Source organism: Tsukamurella pseudospumae, from assembly GCF_001575195.1.
Lineage (GTDB): Bacteria > Actinomycetota > Actinomycetes > Mycobacteriales > Mycobacteriaceae > Tsukamurella > Tsukamurella pseudospumae.
Genome location: NZ_LSRF01000058.1, coordinates 762,367 through 776,809 on the forward strand (window position 1 = coordinate 762,367; position 14,443 = coordinate 776,809).

General features: G+C 71.9%; 18 protein-coding genes and 1 riboswitch. Of the genes, 7 read left to right on the forward strand and 11 right to left on the reverse strand.

Annotated elements, in window-relative coordinates; all coding sequences use genetic code 11:
* Nucleotides 1–64 precede the first annotated feature (64 nt).
* Entirely contained in the window at nucleotides 65–427 is a 363-nt protein-coding gene (locus AXK60_RS22170) for a YciI family protein (protein ID WP_068574561.1), read from the forward strand.
* The gene (locus tag AXK60_RS22175; RefSeq protein WP_068574563.1) at nucleotides 424–1,674 is read left to right on the forward strand and encodes an RNA polymerase sigma factor; all 1,251 of its coding nucleotides are present in this window, start codon (nucleotides 424–426) and stop codon (nucleotides 1,672–1,674) included. Before AXK60_RS22170 ends, AXK60_RS22175 begins: the two co-directional genes overlap by 4 nt.
* Nucleotides 1,675–1,683: 9 nt before the next feature.
* Here AXK60_RS22175 and AXK60_RS22180 read toward each other — a convergent pair whose 3' ends face one another.
* Genes AXK60_RS22180 through AXK60_RS22190 form a run of 3 tightly spaced genes read right to left on the reverse strand, consistent with a single transcriptional unit; the run spans nucleotide 1,684 to nucleotide 5,037 of the window.
* Entirely contained in the window at nucleotides 1,684–2,118 is a 435-nt protein-coding gene (locus AXK60_RS22180; RefSeq protein WP_068574565.1) for a PIN-like domain-containing protein, read from the reverse strand.
* The gene (locus tag AXK60_RS22185) at nucleotides 2,115–2,795 is read right to left on the reverse strand and encodes a DUF433 domain-containing protein (RefSeq protein ID WP_068747141.1); all 681 of its coding nucleotides are present in this window, start codon (nucleotides 2,793–2,795) and stop codon (nucleotides 2,115–2,117) included. The genes AXK60_RS22180 and AXK60_RS22185 overlap by 4 nt, the downstream gene beginning before the upstream one ends.
* Before the next feature lie 49 nt (nucleotides 2,796–2,844).
* Nucleotides 2,845–5,037 carry a helicase-associated domain-containing protein gene (locus AXK60_RS22190; RefSeq protein ID WP_068574569.1) on the reverse strand — a complete coding sequence of 731 codons (2,193 nt, stop codon included), beginning with the start codon at nucleotides 5,035–5,037 and terminating at the stop codon, nucleotides 2,845–2,847.
* 39 nt (nucleotides 5,038–5,076) lie between these two features.
* Between AXK60_RS22190 and AXK60_RS22195 the strand changes: the two genes are divergently transcribed.
* From AXK60_RS22195 to AXK60_RS22210, 4 genes are read left to right on the forward strand one after another with little or no spacing between them, the layout of a single operon-like run.
* On the forward strand, nucleotides 5,077–5,271 hold the full coding sequence (locus AXK60_RS22195; RefSeq protein ID WP_068574572.1) for a hypothetical protein: 195 nt from the start codon (nucleotides 5,077–5,079) through the stop codon (nucleotides 5,269–5,271).
* Nucleotides 5,272–5,312: 41 nt separating this feature from the next.
* Complete coding sequence (gene moaC / locus AXK60_RS22200) at nucleotides 5,313–5,738, forward strand: cyclic pyranopterin monophosphate synthase MoaC (RefSeq protein ID WP_068574575.1); 426 nt, start codon at nucleotides 5,313–5,315, stop codon at nucleotides 5,736–5,738.
* Nucleotides 5,738–6,238 carry a MogA/MoaB family molybdenum cofactor biosynthesis protein gene (locus AXK60_RS22205; protein ID WP_068574577.1) on the forward strand — a complete coding sequence of 167 codons (501 nt, stop codon included), beginning with the start codon at nucleotides 5,738–5,740 and terminating at the stop codon, nucleotides 6,236–6,238. The genes moaC and AXK60_RS22205 overlap by 1 nt, the downstream gene beginning before the upstream one ends.
* Nucleotides 6,231–6,656, forward strand: coding sequence for a molybdenum cofactor biosynthesis protein MoaE (locus AXK60_RS22210; protein ID WP_068574579.1), 426 nt, complete (start codon nucleotides 6,231–6,233; stop codon nucleotides 6,654–6,656). The genes AXK60_RS22205 and AXK60_RS22210 overlap by 8 nt, the downstream gene beginning before the upstream one ends.
* Nucleotides 6,657–6,699: 43 nt before the next feature.
* Here the strand turns inward: AXK60_RS22210 and AXK60_RS22215 are convergent, their stop codons facing one another.
* The 5 genes from AXK60_RS22215 to AXK60_RS22235 all read right to left on the reverse strand — a co-directional run bounded on the left by AXK60_RS22215 (nucleotide 6,700) and on the right by AXK60_RS22235 (nucleotide 10,264).
* Nucleotides 6,700–7,608, reverse strand: a complete 909-nt coding sequence (locus AXK60_RS22215) for a hypothetical protein (protein ID WP_068574581.1) — start codon at nucleotides 7,606–7,608, stop codon at nucleotides 6,700–6,702.
* A 199-nt stretch (nucleotides 7,609–7,807) separates the two neighbouring features.
* A complete protein-coding gene (locus AXK60_RS22220; RefSeq protein WP_068574584.1) occupies nucleotides 7,808–8,491 on the reverse strand; it encodes a transglycosylase family protein in 684 nt (227 codons plus the stop codon).
* 9 nt (nucleotides 8,492–8,500) lie between these two features.
* Nucleotides 8,501–8,662, reverse strand: a riboswitch (cyclic di-AMP (ydaO/yuaA leader).
* A gap of 151 nt (nucleotides 8,663–8,813) precedes the next feature.
* A complete protein-coding gene (locus AXK60_RS22225) occupies nucleotides 8,814–9,053 on the reverse strand; it encodes a MoaD/ThiS family protein (protein WP_068574586.1) in 240 nt (79 codons plus the stop codon).
* A gap of 3 nt (nucleotides 9,054–9,056) precedes the next feature.
* Nucleotides 9,057–10,046 carry a GTP 3',8-cyclase MoaA gene (gene moaA / locus AXK60_RS22230; protein WP_068574587.1) on the reverse strand — a complete coding sequence of 330 codons (990 nt, stop codon included), beginning with the start codon at nucleotides 10,044–10,046 and terminating at the stop codon, nucleotides 9,057–9,059.
* Nucleotides 10,047–10,051: 5 nt separating this feature from the next.
* A complete protein-coding gene (locus AXK60_RS22235) occupies nucleotides 10,052–10,264 on the reverse strand; it encodes a hypothetical protein (RefSeq protein ID WP_068574589.1) in 213 nt (70 codons plus the stop codon).
* Nucleotides 10,265–10,346: 82 nt separating this feature from the next.
* On the opposite strand from AXK60_RS22235, the gene AXK60_RS27860 reads away from it, so the two are divergent.
* On the forward strand, nucleotides 10,347–10,784 hold the full coding sequence (locus AXK60_RS27860) for a cold-shock protein (protein ID WP_068574591.1): 438 nt from the start codon (nucleotides 10,347–10,349) through the stop codon (nucleotides 10,782–10,784).
* Nucleotides 10,785–11,019: 235 nt separating this feature from the next.
* Here the strand turns inward: AXK60_RS27860 and AXK60_RS22245 are convergent, their stop codons facing one another.
* From AXK60_RS22245 to AXK60_RS22255, 3 genes are all read right to left on the reverse strand, one after another.
* Nucleotides 11,020–11,940, reverse strand: coding sequence for a hypothetical protein (locus AXK60_RS22245; RefSeq protein WP_068574593.1), 921 nt, complete (start codon nucleotides 11,938–11,940; stop codon nucleotides 11,020–11,022).
* 207 nt (nucleotides 11,941–12,147) lie between these two features.
* Nucleotides 12,148–12,684: a DUF2771 family protein gene (locus AXK60_RS22250; protein ID WP_068574594.1), complete on the reverse strand. Its 537-nt coding sequence runs from the start codon at nucleotides 12,682–12,684 to the stop codon at nucleotides 12,148–12,150.
* A gap of 13 nt (nucleotides 12,685–12,697) precedes the next feature.
* A complete protein-coding gene (locus AXK60_RS22255) occupies nucleotides 12,698–14,392 on the reverse strand; it encodes an MFS transporter (protein WP_068574597.1) in 1,695 nt (564 codons plus the stop codon).
* Nucleotides 14,393–14,443 lie beyond the last annotated feature (51 nt).

A 14,443-nucleotide genomic window follows, 5' to 3' on the forward strand; every position in this document is an offset into this window, starting at 1 on the left:
CGCCCGAGTTCGTAGTGAAGGTGAGGGACCGCCACCAGGCGATCCGACGACGAGAGGAACGACCATGACGAACTACCTGCTCTCCGTGCACGGACCCGCCGAGCGCGGCGACTTCGGCGACTACGGCACGAAGGAGGCGATGGAGGAGGCGTTCGCGCGAACGGACGCGTTCAACCAGCAGCTCAAGGCCGACGGCTACTGGGTCTTCGCCGGCGGGCTCGCGGAGGCGACCACCGCAACCGTCGTCGACGGCCGCGGCGACAAGCCGATCATCACCGACGGCCCCTACCTCGAGTCGAAGGAGCTCCTCGGCGGGTTCTGGGTGATCGACGCGCCCGACCTCGACGTCGCGCTGCGGCTCGCGGCCGAGGGATCCAAGGCCTGCGGCGGCACCGTCGAGGTCCGCGCCTTCGACGGGCTGGCGTGACCGAGCCCGGCGCCGGGAACGGAGCGAGCGGGCCGAATCCCGACTCGGTCGCCGCCCTCGACCGGGTGTTCCGCGAGGAGTACGGCCGGGTCGTCGCCTCGCTCGTCCGCCGCTTCGGCGACATCACGATCGCCGAGGAGGCGGCGGGCGAGGCGATCCTGGTCGCCGTCGAGCGCTGGCGGGCCGACGGCATCCCGCCGAACCCCGGCGCCTGGCTCACCACCACCGCGGGCAACCGCGCGATCGACCGGATCCGGCGCGAGAACCAGCGCGACGCCAAGCACAGGGCGGCTGAGATGATCCACGACGACTCCGACCCCGAACCGACCGGCGCGGTCGAGGACGACCGGCTGCGGCTGATCTTCACCTGCTGCCACCCTGCGCTCGCCCCCGAAGCGCGGATCGCGCTCACACTCCGCCTGCTCGGCGGCCTGACGGTGCCCGAGATCGCCCGTGCCTTCCTCGTCCCCGAGACCACGATGGGGCAGCGGATCACCCGCGCCAAGAAGAAGATCGCCGCGGCCCGCATCCCGTACCGGGTACCGGCACCGTCGGACCTGCCCGACCGGGTCGACGGGGTGCTGACGGTGCTGTTCCTCGTCTTCAACGAGGGGTACCTCGCGAGCGGCGACGGCGAGCCGATCCTCGCCGAGCTCACCACCGAGGCCATCCGGCTGGCGCGGCTGGTCCGCGTGCTGCTACCCGACGACCCCGAGGTGACCGGCCTGCTCGCCCTGATGCTGCTCACCGACGCCCGCCGCGAGGCGCGCGTGCGCGGCGGCCAGCTGGTGCCGCTCGACGAGCAGGACCGTGCCGGATGGGACCGCGTCGCGATCGCGGAGGGGCACCGTCTGGTCCGGGAGTGCCTCGCGCTGAACCGGCCCGGGCGGTACCAGATCCTCGCCGCGATCGGTGCCGTCCACACCGACGCGCCCAGCGCCGACACCGTCGACTACGCGCAGGTCGTGGCGCTCTACGACCAGCTCCTCGCTATCGACCCGTCGCCGATCGTGCGGCTCAACCGGGCCGTCGCGGTCGCCGAACTCGACGGCCCCGACGTCGCGCTCGCTCTCGTCGACCCGCTGCCGCTGACCGACTACCACCCGTTCCACGCCACCCGGGCGCATCTGCTGCGGCGGCTCGGCCGCACCGCCGAGGCGAAGGCGGAGTACGACGCTGCGATCGCCGCGTCGGGCAACTCCGCCGAGCGCGCCTACCTCACTCGCAAGCGCGGCGAGCTGGTGTGACCAAGGTGGTCAAGATCCCGCGGGGTTCGGGCGAAGCGGCAAAGGGCGTATCCCGGAGGGCCCCAGTGCGACTGCCCAGGGGCCGGCGCCGCGTTTGATGATCTCGCGCCGAAGGCGATCTTCGTGGGCGAGAAACAGGTCCATCTGTTGCTGTGGCCCGAGGTCCTGCTTCGCGCCGATCCACACGGACCGGACACCGTGTTCGTGGTAGGCGCGCAGTTCCGCAGGGCGCGTCCTGATTCTTCGATCGCGGCTGACGACGATCATCGCGCGCGCTCCGACGATCGGGAGCCAATCCTGGTCCTCGGTGCCGCGCGGAATCTCAGGGAGCCCCTCATGTCCGGGGTAGAAGACGTCTGTGCGCCCGGCGCGGCGGAGCAGTTTGCCCAGCCCCAGGGTGTTCTCGTCGGTGAAGTACACCGGCGCGAAACCCTGGGCGCTCAAGCGCTGCGCTCGCTGCCCGCGATCAGTTCGAAGCGAATCGCCGCGTCGACCTCGCTCGGGCTTAGATCGTAGAGATCGGCCAGTTCGGCGCGGGTCGTGCCGGCGCGGAAGTCCTCAGCGAGGGATTCGGTCCTCACGCCACGGACGGACGGCCGCCCGAACGCTGTCCGGGGATTCATCGTGACGTCGGGAGTTCGTACATCCGGCGTCAGTCGGGCGACCACGTCATCGCTGTACCCGGCGGCCGAGTAAAATCGCTCGGCGGCGTCGGCGAGTACGACCTGGCCGTTCCTCACCACCACTAACTGCAGCGGACTCTCGAGTTCGACCCGCTCTTGCACGATCCGCACAAGCTCTCGGCCGGCGACGTCGAGGAGTGGTCGAGCGTGCGCGAGGGGGTAGCGACCGAACTCCTCCCTGAGCTGGACGATCGCGGGTCGAAGCCGTTGGACGGGTACGCGCCGATCGCGGTACTCAGCGAGCAGCCGGGACTCGACCATCTCGCCCCACGTCACTGCATCGGAGCATGTTGGTTCGTCGCGAAGAATCGGATCGTAGAACTTGCCGGCCCGGGCATAGCCCTCCAGCCAGCGGCGTGCGGTTCCTGAGTGAAGCCCGACGAGACGATCCACGTCCGAATAGGAGTAGATCGCTCGGTCGAGCAGGGAATGAGCCACACAACCATTCTTGCACGATTGAATTCGTGCGAGGACCGATGATTGCGACCTACTCGGCGTACTCCGCGGTGGTCACGCGATGCAGGGCGAACCGGCGGGGAGAGTCACCGTCGACCGCCGTGAGCTGACCGTGCCGCACCGACTCGGGCACCACGACGTGCCGCGTGAACACCCCGTTCGCATCCACGTAGCCCAGCCGGACGGATCGGCCGTCGCCGGCCGCGGACTGGAGCAGCTCCATCAGCTCCCGGCCGGAGACGCCGGCACCGTCGTCCGACGGGGCGTCCTGCCGGCGGATCTGCACCGCGGCGTCGGCCAACTGCTCGAGCGTGGGCCGCGCCGCCGGCGGCCGGGACCGGGGCGGGGGCAGCCGTACGGCGGACGGGCGCAGGTCGACGACGACGCCGCGCGAGTCCTCGGCGGCCGCGTTGAAGCCCGCGGCGGCCAGGCCGGCAACCAGGTCCGACAGCGTGACCTGGGCGATGAGCACCGTCGGGGCGACGGCCCGCAGCGCGAGCGCCTCCGCCGCGGGGGAGGCGAGGACCGCTGCGACGAGGGCGGGGTCGTCGGACCGGAGGAACGAGCCCGCGACGCCCGCGCGCAGGGCACCGTGCCGGCGCGCGACGTCGTCGACCAGGTAGGTGAGGCCTTGCGGCACCGGCGTCACCGCGTGCGCGGCGAAGAAGGCGTGCACCTCGGCGGAGGTGCGCCCGGCGTCGAGTGCCCGGCGCACCGAGGCGTCCGTCACGCGGTACACGGCCGCGCCGCCCGCGGACTCCAGGTCGGCGACCAGCGCGACGGACGCCGCGAAGTCGTGCGTCGTGGGACCGGGGATCGTCAGTGTCAGGTCCGCCTGGAGCAGGAACTCCTCGACCGGCTTCGGCAACGCCGCAGCCATCGCCTGCGCGGGATCGGTGGTGCGGGCCGCGCGGCCGGCGGCCGTCAGCGCGCCGCCCGCCACGAGGCCCACCACCTGCGCCTGCTCGACGATGTCCGCGATCGCCTGCAGCGTCAGCCTGCGGTACCAGGACGGGTGCGCGTACCGGGTCGCGGCGTGCAGGTCGGCCGTCGCCGGGGCGGTGCCCTCCGGGGCGAGGGCCAGGGCGTCGAGCACGGCCGCGCGGTCCTGCGGGGCGACGGTGCTGCGCGCCGCCCGGTGCAGCGGACCGACGATGCCCTCCTCACCGCGGGTGCCGATCAGCGCGGGCTGTCGCCGCAGGTCCAACCAGGTGCGGGCGAGCAGCGCCCAGCGGTCCGCGGGCTCGGACCGCTGCCACTCGTCGACCGCGACGGTCGGCGCGAACACCGAATCCTCCTCGCCGTCCAGTTCGCCCTCCGCGATCAGCGCCGCGGCCGCGAGCAGCTCCAGGAGGAGCGCGGCGCGCTCCTCGGGCAGGCCCGCCGCCTTCGCGACGCGGCGCAGCTCGCGGATCCCGATGCCACCCGCCTTCACCCGCTGCGCGGGGACTGCGCCCAGCACGCCCAGCACGTCGTCGGCGTGGCGCAGCAGCTCCAGAGCGGCGACCGCGCCGGCACCGTCGACGCCGGGGACGGGCGGACCGTCGAGCACGGGCGGCTTGAGGGAGGCGCCCAGCGGCAACTCGCCCCGCAGTCGGGCGCGGACCTCCCACGGCAGCTCGACGGTCTGGTGATCGACGCGGGCCAGCAGCCCGGATGCGAGCATCCGCTGCACCGGATGCTCGGTCGATGTACCGGGGCCCGCGGCGGCGGTCCGGCCCAGCGGCGAGCCCTCCGCGAGTCGGTCCAGTAGGGCCCGCTCGTCCTCGCCCGCGACCGCGAGGGCGGCGTCGATGTCCGCGAGGTCCGGCGGGGCGATCAGCTGCGCCGTCCGCCACGGGACGGCCTCCCGGACGGCGGGCGCGGTGTGCAGCTCCTGCTCGCCCCGGATCAGGGCCAGCCCGACGAGCTTGCCCGCCGACGCGGCGACCTGCTTCTTCAGTGCCCGGCCGCGGAGCCGGCGGGCCAGCGCGTCGAGGTCGATCCCCGACTCGGCGAGCACGAGTTCCAGGACGGCCAGGTCCAACAGGGTGAGATGCTCGGACACCCGGCCCAGCGATGAGGGGCTGAGCAGACGGCTCGCGAGCACCGGGAAACCCGCGGGGACCGGCGTCGCGACGTCGCGGCGGGCGTCGAGGAGGGCCGTGATCTCCGCGTCGTCGCGGCCGCGCAACCACTCCGCGAGGAGCGCCGCGGGGGCGGCCGACGCCGCAATACTGCTCACCGATACAGCCTAGACACCGCGGCATGTCAGAATAGCGGCGTGTCTGAGACCTCGAATGCGAAGAAGCCCGGCTACGTCGACAACGGCTGGCCGCAGGCGAACGACGGCCATGCCGCCCACGCCGTGAACGAGCTGGCCGCCCCGGTGGTCGGCGCGATGTCGCCGTTCGGCGAGGTCGAGTTCCCGCAGGCGCACATCCCGTACGTGCACCCGTCGACGAAGATCAACCGCTGACCGGAGAGCTCTCGCACGTCGACGCCACGGGTGCCGCCCGCATGGTCGACGTGTCCGGCAAGGACGTGACCGCGCGCACCGCGGTCGCGGCCGGGACCTTCCGTACCACCGAGACCGTCATCGCGGCCATCGCCGACGGTGCGGTCCCCAAGGGCGACGTGCTCGCCACCGCCCGCATCGCGGGGATCATGGCGGTCAAACGCACCGCCGACCTGATCCCGCTGTGCCACCCGCTGCCGATCTCGGGGGTCACCGTGGACCTCGAGCCCTCGGGAACGGAGATCACCGTCACCGCCACCGTGCGCTGCACCGGCCGTACGGGCGTCGAGATGGAGGCGCTCACCGCGGTGTCGGTCGCGGGCCTGACCCTGCACGACATGGTCAAGGCCCTCGACCCGGCCGCGGTCATGACGGACATCCGCGTGCTCACCAAGGACGGCGGCAAGACCGGCCACTGGGAGAGATGATGACCGAACCGCTCCGACCGTCCCGCGACCGCTGCGCCACCGTCGTGGTCGCCTCCACCCGCGCCGCCCTCGGCGAGCGTGCGGACACCACCGGCCCCCTCATCGCAGCCTGGCTCGGTGAGCGGGGCTTCGAGGTCTACGGCCCCGTCGTCGTGCCCGACGGCGAGGAGGTGGGCGCAGCCATCCGGTCCGCCGTCCGGCGCGGCGACGCCGTCGTGCTCACGACGGGCGGCACCGGCCTCACGCCGACCGATCGCACGCCCGAGGAGACGCGCGGTGCGCTCACCTTCGAGATCCCCGGCCTCGCCAACGCCATCCGCACGTCGGGCCTGCCGGACGTCCCGACGACCGTGCTCAGCCGCGGGCTCGCCGGCGTCGCGGGATCCTCGCTGGTGGTGAACCTGCCCGGGTCCACCGGCGGTGTCCGCGACGGGCTGGAGGTGCTCGACGGGGTGCTGCTGCACGCGCTGGACCAGATCCGCGGCGGCGATCATGGTTGAGGTCGTCATCGCGCAGGTCACCGAGGACCCCATCGACCTGCCCGCGCACGAGGCGGCGGTGACGCGCGCCGAGGCGGGCGCGGTCGTGGGTTTCGTCGGCGCCGTCCGCGATCACGACGGGGGCCGCGGCGTGACGCGATTGGAGTACTCGGCGCACCCCAGCGCCGGGCGGGTCCTCGCCGAGGTCGTGCAGGCCGAAGCGGACGCCGCGCAGGGAGTGCGGGCGGTCGCCGTGTCGCACCGCGTGGGCCCGTTGGCGATCGGCGACGCCGCGCTGGTGGTCGCCGTGTCGGCGGATCACCGCGCCGCTGCCTTCGCGACCTGCGCGCGGATCGTCGACGCCGTGAAAGAGGCGCTGCCCGTCTGGAAGCACCAGCTGTTCGGGGACGGAACAGACGAATGGGTCGGCAGCGCGTAGCCGCCGACCCACTCGATGCCGGTTCGTTACGAGGTGACCGGAACTACGCGCACGTGGTGACCTTCGTGGGGTCGCACGGGCGCGGAGTGAACAGGGGGACACCGAGGTGTCCGGGGACCACCGGGACGCCGAGCACGCCGTCGGGGATCGTGGCGCCCGGATTCGCCGGGCGCGACGGGACGTTCGCCGTCGCGGGCACGACGGGCCGCACGGGCTTGACGCCCGAGCTGGTGCCGGTCACGCCGACCCCGTCGATGCCGCCGTTGTCGCCGGGAGCGAGCGGATGCCCGGGGCGGCCGATCACGCCGCCGATACCCGCGCCGGGAGCGCCGACGGGGACGCCGCCGACGCCCGCGATGGCCGGGCCACCCAGGCCGCCGGGGATGGTGCCGACTCCGCGGGGTGCGACCGCCCCCGTGACGGGCGCGACGGTGCCGGTGCCGCGAGGCGCCACCACGCCGGTGCCGCGCGGGGCGACGGTGCCGGTACCGACGGGCACCACTGCGCCGACCGCGGGCGCGACGGCGCCCACGCCGACCGGCGCCACGACGCCCGCTCCGTTGCCGGTGCCGTTGCCGGTGCCGCGCGGTGCTGCCGGGCGGGTGCCCGTGGCGGGGGCGACCGCGCCGGTTCCCGTGCCGACGGCGCCGAGCCCGGGCACCGTCGAACCGCCGACCCCGCCCACACCGGGAATGACGACCGCGCCGACGCCGGGAACGTTCACCGAGCCGGGCCGGGCGGGAGTGCCGGCCGCCGGCTTCGCCGGGGCGGGCTTCGCGGCCGCGGGGGCCGCTGCGCCCGGTGCGGGCGTCGGCACGGGGGTGGGGTTCGCGCACGGGCAGCCGGGCGCGGCGGAGACCGGAGCTGCGACGACGAGGCCCGCGGCGGCGATCAGTGCGCCGACTGCGGCGATCTTGCCGGCAGTGCGCGAGGTGCGGGGGCGAGCAGTCATCCTGGCTCTCTTCCTACTGTGCTTTGCAGTCACGAAATGTGATCGACAAGAACCTAGCAGATGATGTGCGACTGCAAAACGTTACCTCCTCGTGATCGATTCGGTGTGTCGCAGTTCACAGCGTGCGAGCATGGGGTGAAAGAACGAAGGGACCGACGGCGATGCCGTCGGTCCCTTCGGGGGAAGCGTGTGTGGAGGCTCAGTAGCCCTTGGCCGCGGCCTGCTGCAGCATGGCGAGCACGGCCGGGTCGACCTGCTTGCCGCCGTTCTGGGCCTGCGCGATGACCTGCTGGACGTAGGCCGAGTTCGCGGTCTGGCCGGCGACCGGCTTCTGCGCCGGCTTGACGGCCGGCTTCGCGACGGGCTTGGCCGCGGGCTTCACGGCGGGCTTGGCAGCCGGCTTCTGCGCCGCCGGGGTGGCGGGCTTGGCGACGGGCTTCTGCGCGGCCGGGGTCACCGGCTTGGTGACCGGACGCGTGGTGTTCGAGGTCTCGGTGGGGGAGACGGTGCGCTGGGTCGCGGCACCGAGGCCGGTACCGCACGACGGCCATGCGCCCTTGCCCTGGCCTGCGAGGACCTTCTCGCCGATCGCGATCTGCTGCGCGCGGGTGGCCTGGTTGGCGGTGGGCGCGTACTGCGTGCCGCCGTATGCGGCCCACGTCGACGGGCTGAACTGGAGGCCGCCGTGGTAGCCGTTGCCGGTGTTGATGGCCCAATTGCCGCCCGACTCGCACGCGGCGACCTGGTCCCACTGGGAATCGGGTGCGGCGTTCGCGGCGGGGGCGGCGAGCGCGAGACCCGCGCCACCGAGCATCGCGCCGGCGGCGGCGATCTTGGCGGCGCTCAGGCTGGTGGTGGACTGCTTGCGGTGACGAGCGGTCATCGTGTGAAGTCATTCCCTCTCTACGCGCGTGCGAAGTTAGCTGTCGGGTTCGAGCGAGAGGCTGCTCGGCCATTGCTGGCTTGACCCCTAGGGCGTGTGCCCTGCGGCATTTGCGGCCGCGGTGGTTCCTCCGCCTTCGTCCAGGTGTAGATCATGGTGCGTTCCCCGAAACGGACACTGGACGAAGCTCTGCGCTGCGACCGATCGGGTGGCCACTGCTGCGGCCCTCAGCGACGGTAACAGACCCCGGCCCGTGGCCCAACCGTTACCGGACCGTGATTTTGTGGAGTGTGATGGATGTCACGAGCCGGTGTCGGAAGGATCAGCCGCCCGCGAAGGGTGGGAGCACGTCGAGCATCGACCCCGTCGCCGGCGCCTCGAGGTCGCGGACGGCGACCTCATCGAGCAGGTAACTGCAGCGCGTGAGCACGCGGCCCAGCTCGGGGTGGCGGGCGGTCAGGAGGTCGGCCACCTCGGCGACAGAGGCACCGTCGGGCATGGGGACGGTCTCCTCGGAGACCCCCGCGGCCGCGCGGGCGGCGGCGAAGTAGCGGATCAGCACGTGTCAGCCACCGATCGCGCTCATCGTGCGCGTGGGCTGCAGGAAGGTCGGGTCGTCGATGCCGTGGCCCGCCTGCTTGCCGAGCATCGCCGCGGCCCACGCGTCACCGATCTCCTCGTCGGAGGCGCCGCTGCGGAGCAGAGGCTTGAGGTCGGTCTCGTCGGCGGCGAACAGACAGGTACGGATCTGACCGTCGGCGGTGAGCCGGACGCGGTCGCAGTCGCCGCAGAAGGGGCGCGTCACGGACGCGATGACGCCCACCGTCGACGGTCCGCCGTCCACCAGGAAGCGCTCGGCCGGCGCACTGCCCCGGGGCTCGCCGTCCGGCGTGAGGACGAACTCGCGGCGCAGCTCGGCGAGGATGTGCTCGGCCGTGATCATCGTGGCCCGATCCCAGGTGTGGTCGGCGTCGAGCGGCATGTGCTCGATGATCCGCAGCTCGTAGCCCGCGTCGAGGCACAGGCGCAGCAGGGGACGCGCGTCGCCGAGGCGCCCCGGGCCCAGGACGGCGTTGACCTTGACCGGGGTGAGTCCGGCGGATGCGGCGGCCCGCAGTCCGGCCAGGGCGTCGTCGAGGCGGTCGCGCCGGGTGACCCGGGCGTACTCCTCGCGGTCGACGGTGTCGAGGGAGACGTTGACGCGGTCCAGCCCGGCGCCGGCGAGTTTCCGGGCGTGCCGCGCGAGGGAGAGTCCGTTCGTGGTCAGCGAGATCTCCGGACGCGGCTCCAGCGCAGCGGCGTGCGCCACGATCCGGTCCAGGTCCGCCCGCAACAGCGGCTCACCGCCGGTGAATCGGACCTCGGTGATGCCCAGGTCGCGCACCGCGATGGTGATGAGCCGGTCGATCTCGGGCCCCGTCAGGACGTGCTCGCCGGCCAGCCACTGCAGTCCCTCGGCGGGCATGCAGTAGGTGCAGCGGAGGTTGCACCGATCGGTCAGCGAGACGCGCAGGTCGCGTGCCACGCGGCCGTACGTGTCGATGAGGGGTTTCATGTCCGCTACTCGCGGTCCTCGGCGCGGCCTCCCAGGATCACGGCGACCACACCCACGAGGAAGCCGACCGGGGTCAGCGGGGTCAGTGCGTACACCCAGGTGGGTGCGGTGCCGCCGTGCGCGAGGAGGGGAGTGACGAACAGGGCGATGATCGCGATCAATCCGATCGCGAACAGCGCGATCGACACGGAGACGGCGACGGAAACGGACTTGCCCACACGTCTAGACTAGTCCCAGTGCGTCTCGCAGTTCGCGGGGCGCGTTTTGTTGTTCTTTGAGCGCAGAGCAGGTGACGAAGACATGCCTACCGGCAAGGTCAAGTGGTACGACACGGACAAGGGTTTCGGATTCCTCTCCCAGGAGGGCGGGGAGGACGTCTACGTCCGTTCTTCCGCGCTGCCCGACGGTGCCGACGGCCTCCGGCAGGGCCAGCGGGTCGAGTTCAGCATGGCCGCGGGTCGTCGCGGCCCGCAGGCGTTGACGGTGACCGTGCTCGAGCCGGCCCCGTCGGTCTCGCGTGGCGCGGGTGCGGGTGCGGGCGCGAGTGCTGCGCGCGGCCGCCGGCCCGCGGCGAACCGTCGTCCTGCCGAGGATCTGAACGTGCTCATCGAGGACATGATCCAGCTGCTCGACGCGGGCGTGCAGCCCGAGCTGCGCAGGGGCCGCTACCCCGACCGCAAGGCCTCCGAGCAGATCGCCAAGGTGCTCCGCGAGATCGCCCGGGAGTTGGATTCGTAGTTCAGCGCCGGTTCGTTGTGTCCGGCCGGGTGGAACGGGTGCGGAAGCGGCGTAGGACGGGCATTTCGGGTGCGGGAAGCCATCCGCACCCTGTACGCCCGAGCGCACCCGTCATGCCGGGTGCGACCGCGCGAATCGGGTGCGCGAGTCTGTCCGCACCCGATTCGCCCGGCCGCTGGCGGCCTCCGCACCGGTTTCGCCCGGTGACGAAGCATTCGCACCTGTTCTGCCAGCCTCAGTCGGCTTCGAGGATCCCGTGCCGGCGCAGTGACGGTGCGAGAAGGGCGCGGAGGGCACCGTCGCGCTTCAGGACCGGCCAGCCGAACCTGATCACTTCGAAACCGGCCCTCTCGAACGCCTCCTGTCGCGTCTTCTCGCGTTCGAGCGCCTCTTCCTTCTCCTCGTCGGTGTCGCCGTACTTGCCCTTGCCGTCGAACTCGGCGATGAGTGCCTCGCCGAGGGTGAAGTCGGCGTAGTAGGTGGAGCCGTCGAGGTCGTAGCGGATCTGCAGCTCCGGTGTCGGCAGCCCCCACGCGAACATCTGCATCCGCGCCCACGACTCGCCGGCGGACTCGCTCTTGTCCACCGACAGTGCAAGTCCCCTGCGTGCGATGTCGCAGCCGCGCCGACGCCCCATCAGTGCCATGCACGCTTCGATCTCGCCGTAGGGAATCGGATCCGGGTCCTCCGGTCGGGGATACCGCCGCTTGAGCCGAATCGCGTCGAAACCGATGACCGCGCGAACCAGGTTGCCGGTCAAGGCACCGTCGAGCGCGGTCCGGATGCGTGAGGTCGCGACGACCCCGGCCACCTCGACGATGTCGTCCGACGGGAGCGGACGCGGGTGCAGGAAGACCTTGCCGCGGGAACCGCCGCCCTGCCGCCGGTCGACAGTGATGTGTACCAGTGAACGGTCCGGCTCGAACCAGGGAATGTCGTGCAGCGCGGCGGCGCTCTGGTGACTGGCGGCGCCGGCGCGGCGGCGCATGGTCGCCACGACCTTGAGTCGATACAGTGCATCGGCGTCGAGGGATGCGGCTTCGATGTAGGCACCCGGCGCGGGGCGGATCAGCGTCTGATCCCGCACCGCCTTGGTGATCTTGTTGCTGCTCCAGCCGATGGACCGCAGGTGCGCCCGCGGCATGATCTCCCCCATGCGGCTGATTCAACCGCACGTGATCGTGGGACATCGGCGGCCGGAGCCGTTCATCCACAGGGCGGCAGCGCTGCGCAACACGGGCCGCGTATTCATCCACAGGGCATCCGCACCCGAAACACACGCACGCAGCCGGCACGCCGGGTGCGACCGGGAATGGTTGCGGGAATACAGCCGCACCCGAACCGACCGTGGTGCGGTGTGCGGCTACTGCGACGGGGCGAGCTTCGTCGCGACGTCGTCGGGGAGGGTGTTGATTCCCCACGACGCCTGAGCGAGCAGATTCCCCGAAGAGTCCTCGACGGACGACGGCACGCTGATGGTGACGGTGGCGAGCCGCAGTTCCTCCGTGGACTTCAGGACGAGGGTCGCTGCGGTCGGCTTCACGTGGGTGACCTGTTCGACCTTCCAGTCCCCGATGCGGGTGTCGAACCGTTCGATCCGCATGTCCCACGGGCGCTCGGTGATGTAGTCGGGGAGCGAGATCACGATCGCCTGCCCGGCTGTCATGGGCATCCTGATCGCACCGACGACGCGATCGCACTGCTGTGTGCGGACATCGGTGCAGTACAGCATCGGTCCGACGTCCACCTTCGTTTCCCCGACGGTGGCGTGGAGCGCCGGGCGGGGGCGCGGCTCGGCCCGCTTGTCCAGCGCGGCGCTGATCGTGAACGCGAACAGCACGGCCGCTGCGACGATGAACACCACCCCGGCGATGAGGACGTTCCGGCTGGGCTTGATCATCGAGCGACCCCGTTCATCGTGGGTGGGTGTTCATGGTGGGCGGCACGTGTTCGGGGCGCTTGCCGCCGAAGTTCGGGATGAGCGAGCCGCCCCGGTAGGTGAGGACCGTCTGCAGAGTGCCCACGACCATGATCGCGGCGACGGTGGCGAAGCCGATCCACAGCGTGGGCGGCAGCAGCACGCCGAGCGCGGCACCGCCGACCCAGCCGAGCTGCAGCGCGGTCTCCGAGCGGCCGAAGGCCGAGGCGCGGGACTCGTCGGGCAGGTCGTCCTGGATCGACGCGTCGAGTGAGACCTTCCCCAACGCGGACACACCCGAGGCGATGAAGGTGACCGCGGCGACCACCACGATGTTGCCGAACACCGCCGCGACGATCGCGCCGACGGTGGCGGCGATCGTCGTCTGCACGACGATGCGCGCAGGCCGGGGCAGCTGCAGCCGCGCGCCGATGCCGTTGCCGATGAAGTTGCCCACCCCCGCGGCGGCGCCGACCGCGCCGATCATCGCGAGCGAGGCGAACGGATCGCCGCCGGCCGCCGTCTGCGCCTTGCTGTAGAACGCGATGTACAGGGTGAGGAAGCCGGTGAGCACGCGGATCGTGGTGTTTCCCCACAGTCCGGTCACGACGCTGCGGCCCAGCGGCGCGCGCAGGTTCTTGAAGGCGGCGCCCAGCTTCGCGCGGCCGGTCTCGGTCTCCTGCTCGGCCTCGCGCGCCATGGCACCGGTGTAGGACAGCGTGGTCGGGACCTCGCCGGAGGTGTTCTCGACCCGCTTGGGGATGCGCATGCACAGCACCGCTCCGGCCACCGCGAACGCCATCAGCGCGTACATGCCGCCGGGGATGTGCAGCATCCGGCTGAGCCCGAACTCGGCGCCGGACGCGATCGCGCCGCCGAGGCCCGTGCCCGCCACCAGCCCGAACAGGGTCAGCCGCGAGTTCACCCGGGCGAGGTCGATCGACGGTGGCAACACCCGCGGCACGACCGCGGACTTGAGCACCGAGAACGATTTACTCATCACCATCATCGCGAGCGCGCAGGGATAGAGCACCCAGGGATCGAAGTTCACGGTGTTCGCGACCGGGTCGTACGAGCAGTTCGTGATGAGCAGCACCGCGAGCCCGACGCGGATCACGAAGGACGCCGCGAGGGCCATCCGCCGGCCGTGCTGGATGCGGTCGAGCAGCGGTCCCATGAACGGCGCGATGATCGCGAAGGGCGCGATGTTCACCAGCAGGTACAGCGCGACCTTCGACTTGGACTCGGCCTGCGCCGCCGCGAAGAACAGGGTGTTGGCCAGCGCGACCATCATCGCGGCGTCGACGGCGTTGTTGAGGATCACCGGGTAGGTGAGCGCGGTCAGACCGGACTTGTCGGCACCGTCGGCGGTGGTGGCCCGGTGCCACTTCGCGATCCCGGCCTCGGTGATCTCGCGCCCGCGCATCGCCGCCACGCGGGTGACGGTGATCTTGCGCGGCATCCGCCGCTGCTCGTCCTCGGTCGCGCGCCGCTCGGACGGGGTCGGGGTGTCCTCGAGGGGAGGGAGGTGATGGTTGGACACGTACTGCGGGCGGTGCGGTTCGCCGTTCGACGGTGGCCCCTGCCGCGGCGACTGCCCGCTGTGCGCACGCGGAACCGACCCCGGACGGCGCCGGGGCTCGTCGGGGGGATACTGCTGCTGCCCCGGATGACCGCTCACGCGGACCATTGTTCCGCATCGGCGACGGCGCCGCCGACACCGGTCGTTCGCCGCCCGCGT